This window comes from Ruegeria sp. CK3 (genome assembly GCF_056536565.1).
Map to the genome: position 1 here is coordinate 101,197 of NZ_JBQFPV010000010.1, position 22,280 is coordinate 123,476.

The 22,280-nt window shown below is 59.4% G+C and carries 20 protein-coding genes; 8 read left to right on the top strand and 12 right to left on the bottom strand.

Annotated elements, in window-relative coordinates; translation table 11 throughout:
• Positions 1 to 1,272, bottom strand: a complete 1,272-nt coding sequence (gene phaZ, locus ACR0C3_RS16365; protein WP_170374116.1) for a polyhydroxyalkanoate depolymerase — start codon at positions 1,270 to 1,272, stop codon at positions 1 to 3.
• 111 nt (positions 1,273 to 1,383) lie between these two features.
• Between phaZ and ACR0C3_RS16370 the strand changes: the two genes are divergently transcribed.
• From ACR0C3_RS16370 to ACR0C3_RS16385, 4 genes are all read left to right on the top strand, one after another.
• A complete protein-coding gene (locus ACR0C3_RS16370; protein WP_480759472.1) occupies positions 1,384 to 3,186 on the top strand; it encodes a PHA/PHB synthase family protein in 1,803 nt (600 codons plus the stop codon).
• A 143-nt stretch (positions 3,187 to 3,329) separates the two neighbouring features.
• Positions 3,330 to 3,776, top strand: a complete 447-nt coding sequence (locus ACR0C3_RS16375) for a phasin family protein (RefSeq protein WP_170374114.1) — start codon at positions 3,330 to 3,332, stop codon at positions 3,774 to 3,776.
• Between the two features lie 134 nt (positions 3,777 to 3,910).
• Complete coding sequence (gene phaR, locus ACR0C3_RS16380) at positions 3,911 to 4,459, top strand: polyhydroxyalkanoate synthesis repressor PhaR (protein ID WP_170552879.1); 549 nt, start codon at positions 3,911 to 3,913, stop codon at positions 4,457 to 4,459.
• Positions 4,460 to 4,470: 11 nt separating this feature from the next.
• The gene (locus ACR0C3_RS16385; RefSeq protein ID WP_480759473.1) at positions 4,471 to 5,226 is read left to right on the top strand and encodes a trypsin-like serine peptidase; all 756 of its coding nucleotides are present in this window, start codon (positions 4,471 to 4,473) and stop codon (positions 5,224 to 5,226) included.
• Here the strand turns inward: ACR0C3_RS16385 and ACR0C3_RS16390 are convergent.
• From ACR0C3_RS16390 to ACR0C3_RS16420, 7 genes are all read right to left on the bottom strand, one after another.
• The gene (locus ACR0C3_RS16390) at positions 5,214 to 6,428 is read right to left on the bottom strand and encodes a DegT/DnrJ/EryC1/StrS family aminotransferase (protein WP_480759475.1); all 1,215 of its coding nucleotides are present in this window, start codon (positions 6,426 to 6,428) and stop codon (positions 5,214 to 5,216) included. The two genes, ACR0C3_RS16385 and ACR0C3_RS16390, sit on opposite strands and share 13 nt — an antisense overlap.
• 116 nt (positions 6,429 to 6,544) lie before the next feature.
• Positions 6,545 to 7,849: an NAD(P)/FAD-dependent oxidoreductase gene (locus ACR0C3_RS16395; protein WP_480759477.1), complete on the bottom strand. Its 1,305-nt coding sequence runs from the start codon at positions 7,847 to 7,849 to the stop codon at positions 6,545 to 6,547.
• 20 nt (positions 7,850 to 7,869) lie between these two features.
• Positions 7,870 to 9,228: a glutamine synthetase family protein gene (locus tag ACR0C3_RS16400; protein WP_480759478.1), complete on the bottom strand. Its 1,359-nt coding sequence runs from the start codon at positions 9,226 to 9,228 to the stop codon at positions 7,870 to 7,872.
• Positions 9,228 to 9,908 (bottom strand): type 1 glutamine amidotransferase, encoded by a 681-nt coding sequence (locus ACR0C3_RS16405; RefSeq protein ID WP_480759480.1) that lies wholly within the window; start codon positions 9,906 to 9,908, stop codon positions 9,228 to 9,230. The genes ACR0C3_RS16400 and ACR0C3_RS16405 overlap by 1 nt, the downstream gene beginning before the upstream one ends.
• Before the next feature lie 59 nt (positions 9,909 to 9,967).
• Entirely contained in the window at positions 9,968 to 11,287 is a 1,320-nt protein-coding gene (locus ACR0C3_RS16410; protein WP_480759481.1) for a glutamine synthetase family protein, read from the bottom strand.
• Between the two features lie 130 nt (positions 11,288 to 11,417).
• Positions 11,418 to 13,604 carry a xanthine dehydrogenase family protein molybdopterin-binding subunit gene (locus ACR0C3_RS16415; protein ID WP_480759483.1) on the bottom strand — a complete coding sequence of 729 codons (2,187 nt, stop codon included), beginning with the start codon at positions 13,602 to 13,604 and terminating at the stop codon, positions 11,418 to 11,420.
• 3 nt (positions 13,605 to 13,607) lie between these two features.
• The gene (locus tag ACR0C3_RS16420) at positions 13,608 to 14,072 is read right to left on the bottom strand and encodes a (2Fe-2S)-binding protein (RefSeq protein WP_480672176.1); all 465 of its coding nucleotides are present in this window, start codon (positions 14,070 to 14,072) and stop codon (positions 13,608 to 13,610) included.
• Between the two features lie 138 nt (positions 14,073 to 14,210).
• On the opposite strand from ACR0C3_RS16420, the gene ACR0C3_RS16425 reads away from it, so the two are divergent.
• On the top strand, positions 14,211 to 14,837 hold the full coding sequence (locus ACR0C3_RS16425; protein ID WP_170766982.1) for a TetR/AcrR family transcriptional regulator: 627 nt from the start codon (positions 14,211 to 14,213) through the stop codon (positions 14,835 to 14,837).
• Between the two features lie 17 nt (positions 14,838 to 14,854).
• Here ACR0C3_RS16425 and ACR0C3_RS16430 read toward each other — a convergent pair whose 3' ends face one another.
• The gene (locus tag ACR0C3_RS16430) at positions 14,855 to 16,921 is read right to left on the bottom strand and encodes a CocE/NonD family hydrolase (RefSeq protein WP_480759485.1); all 2,067 of its coding nucleotides are present in this window, start codon (positions 16,919 to 16,921) and stop codon (positions 14,855 to 14,857) included.
• A 152-nt stretch (positions 16,922 to 17,073) separates the two neighbouring features.
• On the opposite strand from ACR0C3_RS16430, the gene dusA reads away from it, so the two are divergent.
• Genes dusA through ACR0C3_RS16445 form a run of 3 tightly spaced genes read left to right on the top strand, consistent with a single transcriptional unit; the run spans position 17,074 to position 19,708 of the window.
• Positions 17,074 to 18,066, top strand: coding sequence for a tRNA dihydrouridine(20/20a) synthase DusA (dusA, locus tag ACR0C3_RS16435; RefSeq protein ID WP_480759627.1), 993 nt, complete (start codon positions 17,074 to 17,076; stop codon positions 18,064 to 18,066).
• A 38-nt stretch (positions 18,067 to 18,104) separates the two neighbouring features.
• Complete coding sequence (locus ACR0C3_RS16440) at positions 18,105 to 18,929, top strand: sulfite exporter TauE/SafE family protein (protein WP_170640876.1); 825 nt, start codon at positions 18,105 to 18,107, stop codon at positions 18,927 to 18,929.
• Positions 18,923 to 19,708 (top strand): hypothetical protein, encoded by a 786-nt coding sequence (locus tag ACR0C3_RS16445; protein WP_480759486.1) that lies wholly within the window; start codon positions 18,923 to 18,925, stop codon positions 19,706 to 19,708. Before ACR0C3_RS16440 ends, ACR0C3_RS16445 begins: the two co-directional genes overlap by 7 nt.
• Before the next feature lie 521 nt (positions 19,709 to 20,229).
• Here the strand turns inward: ACR0C3_RS16445 and ACR0C3_RS16450 are convergent.
• Genes ACR0C3_RS16450 through ccmI form a run of 3 tightly spaced genes read right to left on the bottom strand, consistent with a single transcriptional unit; the run spans position 20,230 to position 22,165 of the window.
• Positions 20,230 to 20,460 carry a DUF1289 domain-containing protein gene (locus ACR0C3_RS16450; RefSeq protein ID WP_170374099.1) on the bottom strand — a complete coding sequence of 77 codons (231 nt, stop codon included), beginning with the start codon at positions 20,458 to 20,460 and terminating at the stop codon, positions 20,230 to 20,232.
• 17 nt (positions 20,461 to 20,477) lie between these two features.
• On the bottom strand, positions 20,478 to 20,942 hold the full coding sequence (gene ruvX / locus ACR0C3_RS16455) for a Holliday junction resolvase RuvX (RefSeq protein WP_170465968.1): 465 nt from the start codon (positions 20,940 to 20,942) through the stop codon (positions 20,478 to 20,480).
• A complete protein-coding gene (gene ccmI / locus ACR0C3_RS16460; protein WP_480759488.1) occupies positions 20,939 to 22,165 on the bottom strand; it encodes a c-type cytochrome biogenesis protein CcmI in 1,227 nt (408 codons plus the stop codon). Before ccmI ends, ruvX begins: the two co-directional genes overlap by 4 nt.
• Positions 22,166 to 22,280: the final 115 nt, after the last annotated feature.

Genomic DNA, 22,280 nt, shown 5'->3' on the forward strand with positions numbered 1-22,280 from the left:
TTACGCGACTTTGTTGCTGTTGGCCGCCCGACGACGCGGTTTGCGGCTGTTCTCGTTCATGAAGTCGATGACCAGCGGGCGGATATTGTCGCGCCAGCTGCGGCCTGCGAAGATGCCGTAATGCCCCGCACCGGGTTCAACATGGCTGGCTTTCTTGCTGTCCGGCAGACCGGTACACAGATCAAGCGCGGCGATACATTGTCCGGGGGCCGAGATATCGTCATTCGCGCCTTCCACGGTTTTCACAGCCACATCGGTGATCTTGCCCATATCCACCTTGTGCCCGGCGACGACAAATTCGTTCCGCCCGATCTCGCGGTTTTTGAAAATGCGTTCGACCGTGGAGAGATAAAATTCGGCCGGCATATCCATGACAGCGAGGTATTCATCGTAGAAGCGGTTATGAGCGTCATGGTCCGAGGCTTCCCCCCGCATCACGCGCTGGATCTGATCCGTGAAGGCTGTGGAGTGGCGTTCGGCATTCATTGACATAAACGAAGCCAGCTGCAACAGGCCGGGATAAACCATCCGACCCACGCCTTTGTATTTGAAACCAACGCGCTGGATCATGGTCTCTTCCAACTGGCCCATCGTCACGCGACGGCCAAAGTCGGTCACGTCGGTCGGGGTGGCGTCGGGATCGACCGGGCCACCAATCAGGGTCAGGGTGCTGGGCTGGGCCTTTGGTTCGACCTCGGCCAGATAGGCGGTCGCGGCCAGTGTCAGTGGCGCAGGTTGGCACACAGCGACCACATGGGTGTCCGGGCCAAGTTCCTTCATAAAATCGACAAGGTAGAGGGTGTAATCCTCGACATCGAACTTTCCGGCGGACACGGGGATATCGCGCGCGTTATGCCAATCGGTGATGTAAACTTCGCAATTGACCAGCAGGCTTTTGACGGTCGAGCGCAGCAATGTGGCGTAGTGACCGGACATCGGAGCCACCAAAAGCACCTTGCGAGGTTGCGTTTCGCGTCCGTTTACCTTGAAATGGAGAAGGTCCCCAAAGGGACGCTCCAGAACCGAGGTGACTTCGACCAGATGATCTTTGCCATCTTCACACGTGAACGTCCGGATGCCCCAATCGGGCTTCGCGACCATGCGTTGGAAGGTGCGCTCGGTCACTTCACCCCAGGCGGCCATCCAGCTGAACGCCGGGTTGGGAACCATCGAAAACAGCGGGTAGGAGGCCATCGCGTTTGCCGTCGAACCAAGCCATTGGTTCGTATTGCGCATGGTTTCCATCAGATCGTAGGTCATCATGTAGCGCATCGAAGGATCCTCCGGAGTATCAACCTAAGAGTTCGGACCATTCGTCGCTTTGTCGACCAACGTCCGCGACGTTATTCTGCATAGCAGCGAGAGTAGGGGTGAATTGTTAAAATGACAACAAGTGAAGACAATACGGGCCAAGTTACCGAAGAACATATTGAACGCATTAAAGAAAATATGGAGAAGGTTGAGGCTCTCTCCAAGCGCCTGATCGAAGTCATGGCTTCGAAGAAGTCTCATGTCCCGGCATTGGACGGCCCGAATCAAGAGCTTTATGCACGTGCGGCAACGGCCTATTGGGCCGACGCATTGCAGAATCCCGCCAAACTGCTGGAACAGCAGATCGAATACTGGGGCAAGTCCGTTCTGAACTTTGCCGAGGCGCAGCAAGCCCTGACCACAGGCGAAGTGGATGAAGACGAACCCAAGTCCAAGGACAAACGCTTTTCCAATCCGCTTTGGGACACCAACCCCTATTTTCGCTTGATCCGCCAGCAGTACCAGACCAATGCCGAGGCCATCGCGCAGGCGGTGTCGTCAGTCGAGGACCTTGAAGACAAGGACAAGCAGCGCCTTCAGTATTTCTCACAGCAGATCATTGACCTGATGGCCCCCACCAATTTTCTGGCAACCAACCCCGATGCCTTGGAGAAAGCTGTCGAAACCGAGGGGCAATCCCTGATCCAAGGGCTTGAAAACCTCGTCTCGGACCTTGAGGCCAATGATGGTGAACTTGTGGTCAAGCTTGCCGATGACAGTGCCTTCGAGGTTGGGGTCAATATTGCGACCAGCCCCGGCGATGTCGTCTATCGCAACCGTATGATGGAGCTGATCCAATACAAACCGGTAACCGAGACGGTGCATGAAACCCCCATCGTTCTGTTCCCGCCATGGATCAACAAATTCTACATTCTCGACCTCAAAACCCAGAACAGCCTGATCAAATGGGTGACCGAGCAGGGATATACGCTGTTTGTCGTCAGCTGGATAAATCCCGATTCCACCTACGCCGATGTGGGGATGGAGGACTATATTCAAGACGGGTTCCTGACTGCGATCGAGACGGTCAAGAAGATCTGCAAAGTAAAACAGGTCAACGCCGTTGGGTATTGCATTGCGGGCACGACGCTCAGCCTGACCCTGTCACTGCTCAAACAGCGCGGGGACAAATCGGTCAAGTCGGCGACCTTCTTTACGGCTCTGACCGATTTTGGCGATCAGGGAGAATTCACGCCGTTTTTGCAAAACGACTTTGTGGATGGGATCGAGGATCAGGTCGCCAAGGATGGCCTCCTCCGCGCATGGATTCTTGGGCGCACCATGTCTTTCCTGCGTTCACGCGACCTGATCTACACGCCTGCAATCCGCAGCTATATGATGGGAGAGACCCCTCCGGCTTTTGACCTGCTGTATTGGAATGGCGACGGCTCGAACCTGCCGGGCAAGATGGCGGTGCAGTATCTGCGCGGCCTGTGCCAGCACAACGAATTCGTGGGCGACGGCTTCGAGATGCTGGGCCACAAGCTGCATGTCAGGGACGTGGACGTCCCCCTAATGGCTATCACCTGCGAGACGGACCATATCGCCCGCTGGAAAGACTGCTATCGCGGTGTTCAGCAGATGGGGTCCAAGTCCAAGACTTTTGTTGTGTCAGAGTCCGGTCACATTGCAGGGATCGTGAACCCACCCAGCAAGAAGAAATACGGCCACTACACCAACCCTGATCTGAAATTGGATGCCGAGGCCTGGTTGAAAGACGCTGACTTTCACGAAGGATCCTGGTGGCCGATGTGGGGCGCTTGGCTGAAGAAACGGTCTGGTAAGCAGGTTCCGGCGCGCGAAACGGGTGATTCGGAGCATCCGAGCCTGTGTCCGGCGCCTGGCAGCTATGTTTTGCTCAAGGCAAATCGTTGAGCAAAACGCTGATTTCAAAATGAAACTCGATTTTTTCTGCATTGCAGCAAGAAAAAACTTGAAATGCTGCGATGCAGAAATCATATTGTCCTCAAGCCGATGGAAACCGGGGTGGGCCCGGTTCGGTGAAAAGGATTAGGACAATGGCAAAGACCCAAGACTTCACCGCGATCATGAAAGACGTCATGGGCGCGTTTCCGGTAGACACCACCGCAATGGAAGGTGCCTTCAAATCGACCGCAGCGCTGAACGAAAAGCTGTCGGGCGTTGCTCTGGACGCGGCTGAGAAATCGGCTGAAATCTCGAACAAATGGACCAAGGACACCCTGGCCAAGCTGACCGAGATGTCGAAAGCAAAAGCCGAGCCTGCTGACTACGCAAAAGCCGCAACCGACTTCGCAAGCGCGTCGGCTGAAGTTGCTGCTGAAAACCTGGCTGCATTCGCTGAAATCGCGAAAAAAGTTCAGTCGGAAACCGTTGAGCTGCTGATGGCCGCTGGCAAAGACGCTGCTGAAGAAGCAACCGCAGCTGTCAAGAAAGCGACTTCTGAGGTGACGACTGCTGCGAAGAAAGCTGCAGCTGCCAAGTAAGAACGTCCGCGACGAGCATCTTATCCTCCCTATAGGTGCCATCGCGTTGGGCAGGTCGATTGACCTGCCCTTTCTTTTTGTGCTGCAGTCGCATAACCTCTGCTGCAACGCATCATCCTTGGGGAGGGTACAAGGTGTCGGACAAAGAAAAACCGCTGTTGATCAAGCGCTATGCCAGCCGTCGGCTGTATAACACCGAGACCAGCGACTACGTGACGCTCGAAGATATTGCGGGGTTCATCCGCGACGGGCGCGAAGTTCAGATCATTGATCTGAAGACGGGCGATGACCTGACCCGCCAGTACCTTTTGCAAATCATTGCCGAACACGAAAGCCGGGGCGAGAACGTCCTGCCGGTCAATGTTCTGAACGATCTGGTGCGCAGCTACATGGTGCCGGGCGGGGGCATGATGCCGCAATTCCTGCAAAGCTCCTTCGACATGCTGCGCGAAAGCCAAAGCAAGATGATGGAGAACATGAACGCCATGAACCCGATGTCTCAGATGCCGGGGTTTGAGGCGATGCAGGCGCAGCAACAGGCGTTCCTCAAGGCGATGACGGGCGGGTTGTCCGGCAACTGGTCTGGCCCTGACAAAGAGGACGAGTCCGAGCCGAAAGAGGATCTGGACGACATCAAAAAGCAATTGGCCGAGTTGCAGCAGAAGCTTTCGAAACTGAACTAGAGGCATAGGCGATGCGCTGGCTGGTCCTGTGTATCGCCATTCTTTGGTCGCAAGCCGTTTGGGCCGAGGGGCAGTTCTCTGAAAACTGGTCGGCAGTCTGTCGGTTGGGGACAGATACCTCTGCCGGATGTCAGGATATCCGGGCGCGTGAGATACTCGATGCGTACGAGGCCCCTTGGCGCGCGATTGGTCGCGTCAACTACGCAGGGCGGGACCAACGATCTCATTGTACGGGCGTTCTGATCTCGGAAAACCATGTGTTGACGGCGGCGCATTGTCTCTACAATCGATCACGCAAACGCTGGATACCACCCGAGAGTATTCGATTTGCTGCCGGGTACCAGCGGGGCGAGGCGGTCTCGGTTGCGCGAGCCGATGACTATATCTTGCCTGCAGGTCAGGACGTATCGGCCAGCTTCTCCGATCAACCCGAATTGGACTGGGCCATTCTGGTGCTGGACGCTCCGATCGGGGCCGAGGTCGGTTTCGTGAAACCAGCAGATCAAGAGGTCGAGGCGGGTTTCGTCGCGGGCTATCCGGGGCTAAGACCTCATGTCCTGAGCCAGACAGAGACTTGCCCCATGCGTATATATGCAGGCCAAATGCTGCATGGGATCTGCCCGGTGATGATGGGGGATTCCGGCGCACCGCTGTTGGTGAAGACCTCGGGCGGGCTGCGGGTGGCTGCTATCTTGTCCCGCATCGCACCGACCCCCGAAGGGATCGATGCGTTGTTCGTCTCAGTGCTCGGAGTTCAGGTACCGTAAGCGGGGACAGGGCCAATCACCTCACCGACCGAGGCCAGCAAGATATCGGCGATCACGTCCAGTTCCTCACGCGTCAGGCGCACGGGCAGGCGCACGTCACAGGCTGTCATCAGCATGGCACGTGTTTGCGGCAGTTCGAATTGCTCAGGCAGGAACTGCCAGTTCCAGAAGGCGCGGGCATTGTCTTCGCTCATGCCAAAGACCTGAACTTTGACGCCGCGCGCCTCGGATGCGGCGGCAAAGGCGCGGATTTCATCCTCATCCATGCCGACCAGATTGAACTGAATCGAATCCGGCGCACGACGTTCGGGCGAAAGCGGGGCAGGGACGTCGATATAGTCCGAGCTGTTCAGACGTTCCGCTACATAATCGTGGTTCGCCAGCCCATCGCGCACGCGGCGCGCCAGTTCTGGAATCTGAGGGCGGATCACTGCGGCGCTGAGGTTGCTCATCCGCAAGTTATATAGCGGCAGTTTGTTCTGCCAGCGGGCAAAGGCCTGCTCCAACTCAGGTGAGTTGTCGCCATGCGGAGTTTTGTGCTTCTTCCAGTTATGCTCATAAGCGCCGGACATGATCACGGTGCGCGCCACCAGATCGGCGTCGTCGGTGATCAGAATGCCACCTTCGCCCGCGTTGATCATCTTATAGGACTGGAATGAGAAGCAGCCAATTTTGCCGATGGTGCCGATGTTGCGCCCATGCCAAGTGGTGCCCAGCGAGTGCGCGGCATCTTCGATCACCGGGATATCGCGCGCGTCGCACAGCGCCATGATCGCATCCATATCTGAGGTATGGCCGCGCATATGGCTGATGATGACCGCCTGCACATCATCCAGCTTGGCCTCGAAATCAGCCATGTCGATGCGGTAGTTCGGACCAACTTCGCACAGAACCGGAACGCAATCCGCATGCACGACCGAAGAGGGCACCGCAGCGAAGGTAAAGCCCGGGATCAGAACCCGTGCGTCCCGCGGCAGGCCAAGTGCCTTCAGCGCAAGAAACAGAGCAGCCGAGCAGGAAGAAACGGCCAAAGCGTATTTCGTTCCCAGCAACGCGGCGAACTCGGATTCCAGCAAAGAGACCGGCGCGTCCTGCGGCGCGTTGTAGCGAAACAGGTCGCCTGATTGCATCAGGGCGTCGATTGCGTCTCGTGCGGCGGCGGGGATGGGTTCGGCGTCATGAACGTTGGGTGGCAGCGTCATATTTGGTTTTCCCGAATTCTAACTTTCACTTTATTAAATCAAGCATCCCGCCCGTGCCAAGCCCCCAATCGCAAGATCGGCAAAATTTCACCAAATTGTCGTATGGAAAACGGGGGCTAGATTCCCAGCCGATCCCGCATCGCGTACCAGGTCATCGCCAGTACCAGCAGAGGGCTGCGCAGGGCCGGACCACCGGGAAAGGGCAGGGCCGGGACGCGGGCCATGGTATCGAACCCTTCGGCCTGCCCTTGGATGGCCAATGCCATCAGTTGACCGGCATGAGTTGCTGTGCCGACGCCATGGCCGGAATAGCCAGAGGCCGACAGGACATTCGGCGCGACACGCGTTAGATAAGGCATCCGCCGCATCGTAATCGCCAGCGTGCCGCCCCACGCGTAGTCGAGTTTGACGTCCCGCAGATGCGGAAAGATCTCGGTCATCGGTTTGCGCACGGTGGCCGAGATATCCGAAGGGAACCGATAGCCATAGCTTTCGCCTCCGCCAAACAGGAGGCGCCCGTCGGCGCTGAGGCGGAAGTAGTTCACCACGAATTTCGTATCCGCAACCGCGACATCCTGCGTCAGCACATGTGCGGCCTCATCCCCAAGCGGCTCCGTCGCGGCTATGAAGTTGTTGATCGGCATCACCCGCGCCGCGACCTGCCTGTTCAGCGTCCCAAGGTATCCGTTGCAGGCCAGTATGACGTGGCGGGCGCGGACTTTGCCGCCTTCGGTGAGAACCGTGGCCGGGTCGCCTTGTACGATCGTTGTCACCTCGGTGCCTTCAAAGATACGCACACCCGCGGCCTCAGCAGCACGGGCCAGACCGAGCGCATAGTTCAACGGGTGCAGATGCGCCGCCCCCTTGTCCAGATACCCACCCTTGTAAGCGGGTGAGGGGCAAAGGGCTTGGCCTGCCTCTTCATCCAGTAGCTCGATCTGATCGTAACCGTAACGGTCCGACAAATGCGCGGCATGGGCATGCAGATCGCCGCGCTCGGACGCTGACAGGCCCAAGTTGGCTATGCCAGGCTTCAGGTCGCAGTCAATTTTGTGTTTTTCAATCAGCGATTTTACCAAGGTCTTAGCATCTTCGGCCAGATCCCAAAGTTTGGTAGCGTCGTCTTGTCCGACAAGCCGTTCCAGATCCTCTTGGTCCATGCGCTGGGCGCTGCCCAACTGGCCGCCATTGCGGCCGGATGCACCGAATCCAACACGGTGCGCCTCAAGCAGTACAACGTCCAACCCGGCCTCGGCCAGATGCAGCGCAGCGGACAAACCCGTATAGCCGCCACCGACGATGCACACATCGGCGCGCGTTTCGCCCTTGAACTCAGGGAACCGCGCGAGCGGATTGGCTGTCGCGGCATACCAGCTTGCCGGATACTCGGCTTTGCTATCGTTGGAATAGAGAAGGTTCATCCCTGGCGACCCCAAAAGGCTCAGACGTTCAGCAAGAGATGTTCCCGCTCCCACGGAGAGATCACCTGCAGGAACTCTTCGTACTCAGCCCGTTTCACGATGCCATAGACGCGGGCGAATTCGGGGCCCAGAATCTCATGCAGCTCCGTGGCTCCGTCAAACAGGTCCAGAGCATTCCCCATCACCTGCGGGATATCCCCTTCGCCCTCGTAGGCGTCACCGTAAAACTGGCGGCGCGGACGTTCCTGCTGGACCAGACCCAGATAGCCACAGGCCAGTGACAGCGCGATACCGAGATAAGGGTTGCAGTCCATCCCGGCGATACGGTTCTCCACGCGTCGCGCCTCTGGCCCGGACAGCGGTACCCGGATACCCGTGGTGCGATTGTCCCGCGCCCATTCCAGATTGATCGGCGCGGCATGGTCTTTCACGTAGCGACGGTACGAATTCACATACGGCGCCATCACGGCAAGACCGGCGGGCAGGTGGGTCTGCAGGCCCGCGATGAAGTGATAAAACGCGTCCGTCTCACCTCCTTGCGGACCGGAGAAGATGTTCTGGCCGGTCTCTATGTCGATGATCGAATGGTGGATGTGCATGGCCGATCCCGGCTCATCCTCGATCGGTTTCGCCATGAAGGTCGCGAAGCAATTGTGGCGCAGCGCGGCCTCGCGGATCAGGCGTTTGAAGTAGAAGACTTCATCCGCCAGCTTCACCGGATTGCCATGGCGCAGGTTGATCTCAAGCTGGCCTGCGCCGCCTTCTTGGGTGATCCCGTCGATCTCGAACCCCTGATGTTCGGCGAAATCATAAATGTCGTCGATCACCGGACCGAATTCGTCCACGGCCGTCATGGAATAGGCCTGACGCGCGGCGGCAGGACGGCCCGAGCGGCCCATCATCGGCTCAATCGACTGCGCCGGGTCAACGTTGCGGGCGACCAGAAAGAACTCCATCTCCGGGGCGACCACCGGCTTCCAGCCCTTGTCGTGATAGAGCTGCACGACACGCTTCAACACGTTGCGCGGGCTGTAGGGGATCGGCTTGTCGTCTCGGTCATAGGCGTCGTGGATCACCTGCAACGTCCAGTCGCCGGTCCAAGGCGCAGCCGACGTGGTCGAGAAATCCGGCTTCAGGATCATGTCGCGTTCAATGAATCCGTCCTCACCGGCGGCTTCACCCCAGCCGCCCGTAATCGTCTGGTAGAAGATACTGTCAGGCAGGTGGAAATAGGATTGCCGCGCGAATTTCGATGCGGGAACGGCCTTGCCTCGGGCAATGCCCGGCAGGTCCGAGATGATGCACTCGACCTCATCCAGCCGATGTCCGGCGATGTAGTCCTGTGCGGCCTGCGGTGCTGCGTCTGTCCAATCGGCCATCAGGCCCTCGCTTTCTTCAGAAAATCCGCCATGATCTGCGCGATCCGGGCATTATGGTCTGGTGCTGTTTGTCTGTTCGCTGCGGCTTGCATCAGGTCATCCGGCACCAAGCCTTTGCCGCGTGTGCGCATCAGGCCCGAGACGAAATCGTTGGAAAATTCAGGGTGGGCCTGCACGGTCCAGATCTGATCACCGTAGCGCAGCATGGCGTTTTGGCAGAATTCGTTGCTGCCAATCACCTCGGCCCCGTCCGGCACGGCCACGACCTGATCCTGATGCCAGGCGTTCAGCCAGACGTTATCGCCGTCGAAGTCATATTCGGTCCGCCCAACCGACCAACCACCTTTGTATTTTTCGACCTTGCCGCCCAGCGCCTGTGCGATGATCTGGTGACCAAAGCACACGCCCACCAGCGGCTTGCCGCTTTGATGAATCTGGCGGATCAGATCCTCAAGCGGTGGAATCCATGGCAGATCCTCATAGGCCCCGTAGCGAGAGCCCGTGATCAGCCAGCCATCCGCGTCTTCTGCGCTGTCTGGGAAGATCCCGTCAACGACCGCGAAAGTCTTGAATTCAAACCCATGTCCGTCCAGCAACGCCGGAAACAGAGAGTCATAGTCCCCGAAATCCTGCATGAGCGCATCAGGGGTGTGGCCAGTTTGTAGAATGCCGATTTTCATAAGTCACCGAATTTGATCAAATTCAGAAATACCCGAGAGCGGGCCTTCGGGCAAGGGGGTCACACGGCCTCGAGATAGCTTAGCCAGTGTTCGTCTTCGGGGCGGTCTGCAAAACGTGCAATTTCCTGCCGTTTGGTCATCGACAGATTGCGGATCAATTCCGATGGGAAAAGCCGGGTTATGATCGGGTCGCTCTCGAATAGGTCGATGGCGGCGGACCAGTCGCCAGCCAGCTGAGGCAGACCGTCAATCTCATAAGCATTACCCGAGATCGGGGCGGGGGGCACCATGCCGTCCTCGATGCCGACCAGCGCTGCGCCCAGAACGGCACTCAGCATCAGATAAGGATTGATGTCACCCCCGGCCACGCGGTGTTCGATACGTCGGGCCGAGGGCGCTCCGCCCGGAATACGGATGGCGGCGGTTCGGTTTTCATAGGCCCAGCTTGCACCGGTGGGTGCATGAGCGCTGGGCACAAGCCGCGCGTATGAATTCCCATGAGGGGCAAAGATCAGAGTGCTAGCCGGCATGGCAGCAAGGCACCCGGCCACGGCTGAGCGCAGCAGGTCGGTGCCCTCGGGCCCGCCATCGTCGAAGATGTTCCGCCCATCTTGGTCCAGGACAGAGAAATGCACATGCATCCCGTTTCCCGCGTCCTCAGCATAGGGTTTCGACATGAAGGTCGCAGCAAAGCCGTGTTTTCGGGCCAAGCCGCGCGTCAAAGCCTTGAAAAGCCACGTATCATCGGCGCAGCGCATGGCGTCCTGATGATTGAGGTTGATCTCGAATTGACCGATACCGCTTTCGGATATTGCGGTTTGCGCGGGGATGCCCATTGCAGCGCACCCGTCATAGAGGTCGGTGAAGAATGCCTCGAACGCGTCCATTTCGGCGACGGACAGAACCGCCTCGTCCGTCAGGCGGCGGCCAGTGATCGGGTTGAAGGGTGCTAAGGGTTGGGGGCCGGACGCGTCGACAAGGGTGAATTCCAACTCGGTCGCCGCAACGACTGACCAGCCGCGCTGCGCGTAACGCGACAGCACAGAGGCTAGCGCATGGCGCGGGTCGCCTGAAAAGGGAACGCCGTCATCGTCATAAAGGCTCATGGGAACCAGAGCTGTTGAAGTCTCCAACCAAGGGACCGGAACGGGCCCGCGCTCGGTCGGGAGCAGGATGCCATCGGCGTCACCGGTTTCGAACACGAGGGGGCTTCCGTCGATATCCGCGCCCCATAGATCGACGTTCAAGGCCGAGAATGGCATGCGCACAGCACCCTTGCTCAGCTTGTCGGCATAGGTAGGCGGGACACGTTTGCCACGCATCTGACCGTTCAGGTCGCAGGCGGCAACGCGGAAATTATGCAAGGCGTTCAGGTCCATTGGGGCTGTAGCTCCTCTCGGTTATCCGAGATGTAGCGAAGCCAAACGGCCTTGTCACGAAATTTGATCAAATTTCAGCGATAGTAGAAAGGCGCCGGCGCGATATACGCCGACGCCATGTGTTTTAGGGTCAGACGAAGGTTACGCCGTTTTCCGCCATGGGCAGGGTCGTGACCTTCACACCCGAAAGCGCGCGGATGGCATTCGCCAGCGCCGGAGCGGACGGAGGTGTGCCGGGCTCTCCCACGCCTGTGGGCGCTTCGGCCGACGGAACGATATGGACGTCAATCGCCTGGATATCACCGATCCGCAGAGGCTCGTAATCAGGGAAGTTGAACTGGTCCACGGCACCGCTTGTCAGCGTGATCTGGTCACGCATGACGTGACCAATGCCATAGCCGACACCACCTTCGATCTGCGCTTTGACCACATCGGGGTTCACTGCAATGCCGCAATCCACGGCGCAGGTGACTTTTTCGATGCGAACACCGCTGTCCAAATCACCGGACACCTCGACCACCTCAGCCACGTAAGAGCCAAAGGACTTGTGAACTGCGATACCCTGCGCGCGCCCGGCTGGAGCGTTGCCCCATCCGGCCTTCTCAATCGCCAGCTTCAGAACTCCGGCCTTGCGGGCCTGATCTGCGTTGGTGTCATCGCTCAGATGCGCCAGGCGGAACTCGACCGGGTCGCGACCGGCGGCCTCGGCGGCCAGGTCCATCATGGCCTCCATCGCATAGCCGGTGTGGGTGTGACCGACCGAACGCCACCACAATACGGTCGTCGCTTTCGGTGTATCCGTCAGACCCACGGCCATGCCGGGGATGGCGTATGGGCTGTCAGAAACCCCTTCGACCGAGCTGTGGTCGACGCCGTCATGCACCAGAACGGCTTCGAAGGGCGTACCTTTGATGACCGACTGACCAGCGATTTGATGGTGCCATCCAACGATGTTCCCTTCGCCATCTAGACCGACGCGCACTTTGTGACCAAAGGCGGGGCGATAGTAGCCGCTGCGTATGTCATCTTCACGCGTCCAGACCAGTTTGACCGGGCGAGAGCGGTCTGTGACCACAAAGGCCAACGCAGCCTCGACCTGATAATCCGCATCAGGTGTTGCGCGGCGGCCAAAGGACCCGCCGGCCAGCATCGTGTTGATATGGATCTTTTCGGCCGGAAGCTCGAAGATCTGCTGGTATGCCATATGTGGGCCGGTCGGCATCTGCGCGCCATCATGCAGGACAATGTCGCCCTCTGCAGTCTGTTCGATGGTGCAGTTCAGCGGCTCCATCGGTGCATGGGCCAGAAGCGGGAAGTAGAAGGTCCGCTCAACCACCGTGTCGGCGCCGTCGATGGCGGCAGAGACGGCTGCAAAATCAGCCTTGTTGACGTTGTAGGTCGGCTCGGCATCGAGCGCGTCCATGATCTCAGCCTTGATCTGATCCGAGTCGCGGGTTTCAGCGCCCGACATATCCCATTCGACCTCAAGTGCATCACGCGCCTGAATCGCGGCCCAGGTATTTTCCGCGTAAACGGCGACACCCGCTTGATTGGGCAGAACCGCAGCACTGATGTAGCCTTTGACCTCTTTCGAGGCGCTATCGTCAAACCCTAGCGCAATTCCGCCCTTGGATTCGGGGCGTTTGATCATGGCGATCATCTGGTTGGGCAGGTGGACGTCCATGGCATACATGGCCTGACCATTGCCCTTGATCGCCGAATCCTTACGTCGAACGGCTTCGTTTCCGATCAGGCGGAACTCGGAGGGGTCCTTCAGGCGTGGCTCGGCCGGGGCGTCCAGCTGAGCGGCTGCGGCCACGAATTCGGCAATCGGAGCGGATTGGTCGCCGGATTTGACAATGCCTTCTTCGATTGTGATGCCCGATGCGTCGACACGCCAGCTTTGGGCCGCCGCATTGATCAGCATCTCGCGTGCGGCAGCACCGGCCTGACGGTATTGCAGCCACGAATTCGCCATCGCGGTCGACCCGCCAGTACCCTGGAACGGTCCGAACAGTAGGTTGTTGTAGACGTTGGGATCAGAGGGCGCGAATTCGTATTCGATCTGGTCCATCGTCAGGCCGATTTCTTCGGCAATCAGCGTGGGCAGACCGGTCGCAGGGCCCTGACCCTTCTCAAAGTGCTTTACGATGGCTGTCACGGTGCCATCCGCATCAATTTTCACGAAGGGGTTGAACTGAGCGGTCTCGGGTGAAGCCGCCGCCAGTGCGCCATCCGGACGTGCGCCAACCAGCAGGACCGCGCCAGCAGCAGCGGCGCCTTTCAGAAATCCACGGCGAGAGGTGTTGATGGTCATGGATCAGGCCTCCAGAATTTCAGATGCGCGCTGGATGCCGGCGCGGATACGTTGATAGGTGGCACAGCGGCAGGCGTTGCCGTACATGTACGCGTCGATTTCCTCTGCGCTGGGCTTGGGGTTCTCAGCCAGCAGGCCAACGGCTGACATCACCTGACCCGACTGGCAGTAGCCGCACTGAACCACGTCCAGTTCGACCCAGGCCTGTTGGACAGCTGCGCCGATCTTGTCCTCACCGACGGCTTCGATTGTGGTGATCTCGGAGTCTTCGACGTCTTCGATATATGTCTGGCACGAGCGGACGGGCTCGCCGTTCAGATGCACGGTGCAGGCGCCGCAAGACGCGACACCGCAACCGAATTTGGTTCCTGTGAGCTTCAGCTCATCCCGGATCACCCAGAGCAGGGGCGTGCCGGGTTCGGCGTCGACTGTATGCGTCTCGCCGTTCAGTTTCAGATTGATGGCCATGAGGGGATACTCCGTGTTGGCTTGCTACCTGAGTCGGTAAACTGGCGGGTTTACATGTGGCACAGAAAGTCGCGCCTGTAAACTCCCGCGTTTACCTAGTGTTTGACCCGATGCTGTCAATGGGTCTATAGCAATGGAATGAATGAGATCAGCGCGCCCAATGCGTCCAAATATGCACAGATCATCGAAGCTGCGGTGGCCGAATTCCAGGAAAAGGGGTTCGCGGCGGCCAGCATGGATCGTATTTCGCGTCAGGCTGAAGTCTCCAAAAGGACGCTTTATAAGTATTTCGAAAGCAAGGAAAATCTGTTCCGCTCAATCGTGACGGAACTGTCCAGTCGCTTTGCGGAAGTGCTTGAGATCAGGTACGAAAAAGGGCGCGATGTTCGTGAACAACTGACCGAGCTGGCCTGGGCCGAAGGGCGCATTCTGATGTTGCCGGATGTGATGGCCATGTCTCGCATGGTGATCAGCGAAATCCTGCGCAACCCGACCTTGGCTGAACAGGCGCAGGGCAAGCTGGACAAGACGGCCTCGTTCATCGACATGCTGCGCGAGGCCGCCGCAGACGGGCAATTGAAAATCGACGACCCCGAACAGGCCGGGCGCGAATTCATCGGCCTGATCAAGGCGCGGGCGTTCTGGCCGCTGTTATTCTCAGGCACTGTTCTCAGCCATCAGGAAATGGCGGACACGATCAACAACAGCGTCGAGATGATGATGCGCAGATACAGCCCGGATACCGCGCAGCGTTCAGCGCCATAAGGTGGTCAAACCCGCCCCTACATGCCGTTGCGCGGGATCACGTGATTCCATTCCGTTTTGAAGAAGAGCGTGTCTCCGTCCCAGCATTCGACCGTAGCGTTCAGCACGAAATCGGTCGCCGTGGCCGTCTGCTGAGACCAGGTCTTGATACGTGTATCCCAGTCGCCGCGCTCAAAACGGGTTTCCTGCCGCATAGTCGCGATCGCGGATAGGGGATCATCGGGCAGGATGGAGTAAATCCGCTCGGACGTGTCGGAAATCTCGGTCCCTGTTTCGAGCAACTTCTTTGACGACGGTCCCATGACGCCGCCACCGATGAAGACGCGCTCCGTCAGTCTGCCGGTGTGGGTGTCCCGTGTCAGCGTCGTCTCGGACCCGCCCTGACCTCTGGTCGAGGTCTCGGGTACCGAACCCAGGGTCGGAACCGGAAGGTCTCGAGGGGCCGGCGCATCCGCCGTATTAGTACGAACGGGCAGGGACAGTGCTGAGGAGCCGGACATTACTGTTGCGGTAACAGGCGTCGGAGCGGGCCACAAGATAGGCCAATAGGCGGTCGCAAGCTGCACCATGATCCGGTGACCGACAGGAACGGTGTAGCCGATGGCGTGCAACTGGATCGAGATCTCCATCTCCTCTCCGGGCGCGACCGGAGTTGGTTCCGTGTCACTGTCGCGGTGCATCAGGTTGAAGAACCCGCGCGAAATCAGGGTCTGCGCGCCGTCGGGGGCCTCATCAATCAGCAAGGCCGCGACAAAGGCCTGAGGTTGGTCGACACTGACCCGAAGCGCGAGTTCAGGTTGGCCCAGAATGTCCACCGATGACTCCAGCGTGTCACTGCGGAACACCATCGCCCCAGCGGCGTCGATCCGACAATCCAAAGGCAAATCGCCTGGAATACCGAAAGAACACATGACCCCACCGGCCGAGCCGAACGTCTGCGGCGAGGTGACCTGCATCGGCGCGCCTGTTTGCGCCTTTGCGTCCAACGACCCCGCGTTCAGCCAATAGGTTTGGTCCGAAACATTGGGTGAGGGCCAGCTGGGTTCCTCGACCCAGCGACCGGGGCGGTGTGTTTGCGTTCCAGCGGGGCGCATGCTGTCCATAATGTATAGGTGCAGCGGCGGCTCATCCATGATCCCGGTGTCGATCCTCTTCAGCCAATAGTCCCAGAACCGCAGCACCTCGGCGATGAAATCGACCTGTGGGGTGGGTTTGCCCTCGTGCGGGTAGAGGTGCGACCACGGGCCCATCATCACCTTGACCGGCACGTTCAGGTGTTCCGAGATCCGGAACGGCGTGTCGCGATAAAGATCGGCCCAGCCGCCGAAATAGTAGACGGGCACATTGATGGCGTCATAGTCCTCGCAGATCGAGCCGCGTCGCCACATCTCGTCATGGGTCTGATGTTCCAGCCACATGGCAGGCCAGAACTCCATCGCCTCAAGCCGTTCACGCCAGAGGTCGCGCCACTTGTCCTCGCCCACGATTTCAGGGTCGGGCGGGAAGGCGTTCAACAATTGCATGATCGAGCCCCACCAGAAATTGTCGCCGGCCAGCACGCCTCCGTAGAAATGGATGTCTTCGCGCCAGCGGTCGTCGCAGCCCATGACGGGCGCGATGGCTTTCAGCGCAGGGGGGCGTTTGGCTGCAACCTGAAATGAGTTGTAGGCCCCCCAACTTTTGCCAAACATGCCGACATTGCCGTCGCACCACGGCTGTTCGGCCAGCCACGCGATGACATCAACGCCGTCCTGCGTTTCCTGGTGAGAGTATTCATCCTCGGCCAGCCCACCGCTATCGCCGTTGCCGCGAATATCCACCCGGATCGAGGCATAGCCCGCCTCGGCAAAGCGCGGATGCATGGTTTCATCGCGAAGGCGCGTGCGATCTCGGCGACGATAAGGGATGTATTCCAACAGGCAGGGTACCGGATTCTCGTGCGCATTGGGCGGCAACCACAGACGCGCGGCTAATTGCGTGCCGTCGGGCATCGGAATCCAGATGGTTTCGATCACCTCTACGCTATTCATTGCCGGGTCCTTCCTGTTGTTTTGGCTTGTGTTTCTCTCAAGCACCTGTGTCACGTCGCCGCGTTTGGTCGTATGAAACGCACAACCCGTTCAGCGCGCAAGCGAATAGGAGGCTTCGGGCCGCAAAATGTGACTCAAGTTTGCCGTTCCGCTGTGATAGCCACACGCAGGCACAGACCGGGATTTGTCAGGTGACAGATAATAACGTGAAGAACTTGGACCGAGCAGCGCGCTTAAGCGTGGCGCCCATGATGGATTGGACCGACCGTCATTGCCGATTTCTGCATCGTCTGCTGAGTGAGCAGGTGTTGCTTTACACCGAGATGGTTACCGCGCCCGCGCTGGTGCGCGGTGGGGCGTTGCATCTGTTGGATTATAGCCCGCAGGAACATCCCGTTGCGCTGCAGCTTGGCGGTTCGGACCCCGAGGAACTGGCGCATGCGGCCCGGCTAGGGGCCGAGGCCGGGTATGATGAGATCAACCTGAATTGTGGCTGCCCCTCGGACCGGGTGCAATCGGGCACGTTTGGGGCTGTGTTGATGAAAGACCCTGCGCGGGTTGCCGATTGTGTGGCCGCCATGCGTGAGGCTGTTTCGGTCGATGTGACCGTCAAATGCCGGATTGGCGTGGATGATCAGGAACCGCGCGACGTGCTGCCGGACTTTCTGGACAAGATACAGCAGGCTGGGTGCCGACGGGTGACGATCCACGCGCGCAAGGCGTGGCTGCAGGGCCTCAGCCCGAAAGAGAACCGCGATATCCCTCCACTGGACTATGACCTCGTTCATCAGATGAAGACCGATTTCGCGGATCTCCACATCTCGATCAATGGCGGCATCACCTCGTTGGACGAGGCGCATACGCATCTAGAGGCCGGGCTGGACGGGGTGATGATTGGACGGGCGGCCTATCATCAGCCTTCTGACATCCTCTCTGAAGCGGATATGCGAATTTACCGGAGCGGCAACGCTCGGGACCCGATCGACGTGGCTCGTCAAATGGTGCCCTATATCGAGCAGCACCTTGTCAACGGAGGGCGTTTGCACCAGATCACGCGGCATATGCTCGGCCTCTTTGCCGGTCGCCCCGGCGCACGGGCCTGGCGGCGCGCGCTGTCGGAAGGGGCGGTGCGGGATGGGGCAGGGCCCGAAGTGATGCTGAAGGCCCTCGATCACGTGGCGCCTCTGGCCGAGGTTTGAACGAATGAAGCCCGGTCTATGACCGGTTTGGGGGAAAGATGCCCGAGACGATGTTGCTGGCCCAGATGCTGGGCCTTTTGCTTGTAATTGGCGCACTTGCGGGCGTTCTGGCGGGGCTGCTTGGCGTTGGCGGAGGCATCGTGCTTGTGCCCGCGTTTTTCTATGCGTTCCAAACGCTTGGATATGGTGGGCCGCAGTTGATGCAGCTGTGTCTGGCGACCTCGCTGGCGACGATCATCGTAACCTCGATCCGGTCGGTGCTGGCCCACAACAAGAAGGGCGCCGTGGATTGGCAGATCCTGCGTGGATGGGGGGCGGGTATTGTCGTGGGGGCGATTATTGGCGTGCTGGTCGCCTCGGCCCTGCGGACAGAGGCCCTGCAGGCGCTGTTCGGCGTTTTGGGCATGGTGATTGGTGCGTATCTGGGTTTTGGCCGTTCGGAATGGCGCTTGGGGGATGCGATGCCCAAGGGGATCAAGCGCGCGGTTCTTTCCCCATCCGTAGGCTTCCTGTCGGTACTTATGGGAATCGGTGGTGGCAGTTTCGGCGTCCCCCTCATGAGCCTCTACAACACGCCCATCCACCGGGCCGTGGCAACGGCTGCAGGGTTCGGAGTGATCATCGCCGTGCCGTCGGTGCTGGGTTTTCTCTTTCTGGAGATTGCCCCTGAACACAGGCCTCCGCTGACGATCGGGGCCGTGAACCTGGTGGCCTTCGGGATAGTAGTCGCGATGACGATGATCACCGCCCCGTGGGGCGTTAAACTCGCTCATGCGATGGATCCGAAGCCACTCAAGAGGGTCTTTGCGCTGTTCCTGACACTGGTCGCTCTGAACATGCTGCGGAAGGCTTTGGGATGGTAGAGGATTTCTGGGCGAAGGGTTGGGTCAAATTTCCGTTCGACCCGGCTCTGGCCGAATGGGTTGGGCAGGTTTTGCCCGCCGCTCAGCAGTCGGTCACGGCGCCTGAGCATGCCGAATGGCTAGATTGTGAAGGCACGTGGTTTGTCGGGGTCGATGCCTTGCCCAACAATGAACTAGGGCAGGTTGGGTCGTCAAAACCGCTGTCCGGGACGGCTATGGATTTCATCGCTGCGCATCTGGGCAGCCTGCCGCTGCATCCCGGGCAGGTGTCGATCATCTATCCGGGTTATCCTCGCCCTCGAAAGGGTGAAAGCGAGGCCGCCGGGCGCTACAGGCGCAATCGCGACGCGGCGCATGTGGACGGGTTACGACCTATGGGTCCGGAGCGTCGTCGTCGCGTGGATGAACCGCATGCGTGGATTTTGGGCATTCCCCTGTCGGATGCCAGCCCCGATGCCTCGCCCATGGTGTTGTGGGAAGGTAGCCATATCCTTATGGGAGAGGCCTTCAGAGCGGCTTTTGCGGATCAGTCCCAGACCGATCTGAGTCAGGTCGACATCACCGATATATATCAGGCGACCCGCCGCGAGGTGTTCGAGACCTGCCCAAGGATCGAATTGCCTGCCAAACCCGGCGAGGCCTATCTGCTGCACCGCCATTGCCTGCATGGCGTTGCGCCATGGCCAGATGGGGCGACCGCCGGGCCGGATGGACGGATGATTGCCTATTTCCGCCCCGAATGCGCCAACGGCGTCGCGGAATGGATTGAAACACGCTGATGTCTCGTGAGGGAAACGGTTCCCGCGAATTACCCCAGCAGACCACGCCCACATCTGCCCGTTTCGCAACTTGTAGGCTTCAAAACCCGGCTTGTCACGAAAAATGACGTGGGGTCACTTTGCGATAAGTTTATTGATTGCTGAGTCAATGAATATACAACTGAGGGCGTTTTCTTCGTCGTTCCGGCTGAAAACTGTTTAGCCAGACCGTGCCGCTGCGGGTCGCCACTCACTCACGGAACCGGCTTTCGCCTCGCTTTTTTCGAGGCGTGCGTCCGGCCCGCAGCAGGCACACTTAATTGATTGGTCCTTAATGTTTTTCAAAAGCTTTCTACGACGCTTTTCCAAGCTGCGAGATCACGCGCAACCCGTGACTGTCGACACCACAATGGAACGGCCTACAAAACATCCAAGAACCAGCCGGTCCGAATACTCAGACCTGTTTAAGGATGAACTCGCGACCCGACAACAGGGCAGGTGTGACAAATCAAAGGATGAAACCAGCCCGGTGGACTGAGCGGTCAGCTTTTCAGGCGGGCCGAACGCCCGCCGCGCCGTTTGGCGAGGCGCGGTTTGCGGGCGGGCAGAGCCTCCATGATTTCGGCGCGTTCGCTGCTGTCCATACGGGACCAGCGCGCGATCTCATCAAGGGTGCGGTAACAGCCGGTGCAAATCTGCTCTGTCGGGTGGACAACACAGATTCGTACACAGGGGCTTTCGACCTCATCGCGCTGCCAAACCATGTTCGTCATTCGTGGTCTCCGACCCGTTACAAAAAGCGCAGCCTGTCCAGCGCTCCTTGCAAGATATACCCTGCTGCAACGTGATCAATAACCTGTCCGCGACGTTTTCGTGTCGTATCCGCCTCTAAAAGTGCCTTTTCTGCCGCAACTGTGCTCAGACGCTCGTCCCAGAAGCCGATGGGGCAGTCGGTCAGGCGGGTCAAGTTGCGGGCAAAAGCGCGGGTAGATTGGCAACGGGGGCCTTCGGTACCGTCCATATTTTTGGGCAGCCCGAGGATGACGCCACCGATCTCACGATCCTTGATCAACTCAAGCAAGCGCGCGGAATCGACGGTGAATTTTTTGCGACGCACTGTCTCGAGCGGGCTGGCCACCCCGCGCATCCGGTCCGAGACCGCCACGCCGATGGTCTTTTCACCCAGATCCAGCCCCATAAGCGCCGTCATCGGCGACAGGGAAGCGGCGAAGTCCTCAAAATCGTCGTGGATCATTGGGCAATACCGGCTTGCAGGGCGGCGGCGTCGATCATCTCAAGCGCCTCGGGGTTGTCGGCAAAGAGGATCTCGGCTTCGTCGCGGATATCTATTGCACGCTGGGCCTGACCCAAGACGCCAAGCGCCGCGATCAGGCGCGCCCAGTCCTGAGGAGGGCCGCCCTCGGTCGCCAGGCGATCAGAAAGACGGTCAACCATGCCTTGGATCATCTCTTGCCGTTCTTCCGGGGTCATCTCGGCTGCGGCGGCGACATCGTCCTGACTTGGGCCGGGCTGCCCCAATGAGCTAGGGTCGGGGCCGTTGAAAACCCCCGCGCGGAAGGCAAGCTCATCCAACTGGGCGCGAATGGCATCACCCCAGGGTGCGCCCGCCGGCGCATCCCGCGCGGTGTCGACCCAGACACGATAGGCGAGGTCGGGACGTCCAGTCTGGGCCAGCATCTGCCCCCAGTAGTAGCGCGCCGGGCCGTGTCGGGGATCACGCTCAAGCGCGGTGGCCAGAACTTGCTCGGCCTCGGGCGAGATGTAGCCGCCTGCTGCAAGGATCATCTTTTCGGCCAGATCCGAGTAATCATCGGCTGTTGCCGCCTGACCCGAAAGCTCGATAACGCGTTGCTGCGCGGCATAAGCGGCCTTGAAGTTCCCCGCATTGGCTTCGTGCTGTGTCAGCAGGATATGCCCTTGCAGGTCATTCGGCCGGGCCGCCACGGTGTCGCGCAGTTGCTGGAGCAGCGTTGCGTAGCTTTCTTCCAGTTGTCGCGGCTGCGGCGGGGTGGCAAGGGCTTCGGCTGCTTCCTGCGCTGGGCGGTTCGACCGGACCTCCTCGGCCAGTGCCAGCCGTGCGGTCAGGGGTTGGTCGGGCAGGCCGACGGCACCGGTTCGGTGATACATCGCCAGCGCGCCGCCGATCACGACCAGCATCACGATTGCGATGCTAACAACGGAAACCCCGCGCGACGGGCCCGAGGTTGCCCGGTCGCCCTGCATCTGGGCGTCCGCTGCCAGAATGCGGCGTGAGATCTCGGTGCGGACCCTCTCGGCATCGGCTTCGCCAATGACACCACGGGCCAGATCACGGTCAACACCGGCCAGTTGTTCGCGGTAGACGCGCAGATCGTAGGCTGCGGTTGGTTCGCCCGCGCGGCGGCCGCGCAAAAGCGTATAGCCGAGGAACCCTGCGACCAGTAGCGCGATCAGACATGAAATGACCCAGAACGTCATGCTCTCTCCTGAAATTCTGCCCTGACTTAGACCTGCGGGCCGCCTAAAAAAAGGGACAAATGGCCGCGAATGTGCCACATGTCGCAATAGTGCTATATTGCGGCGTTGACCGGCG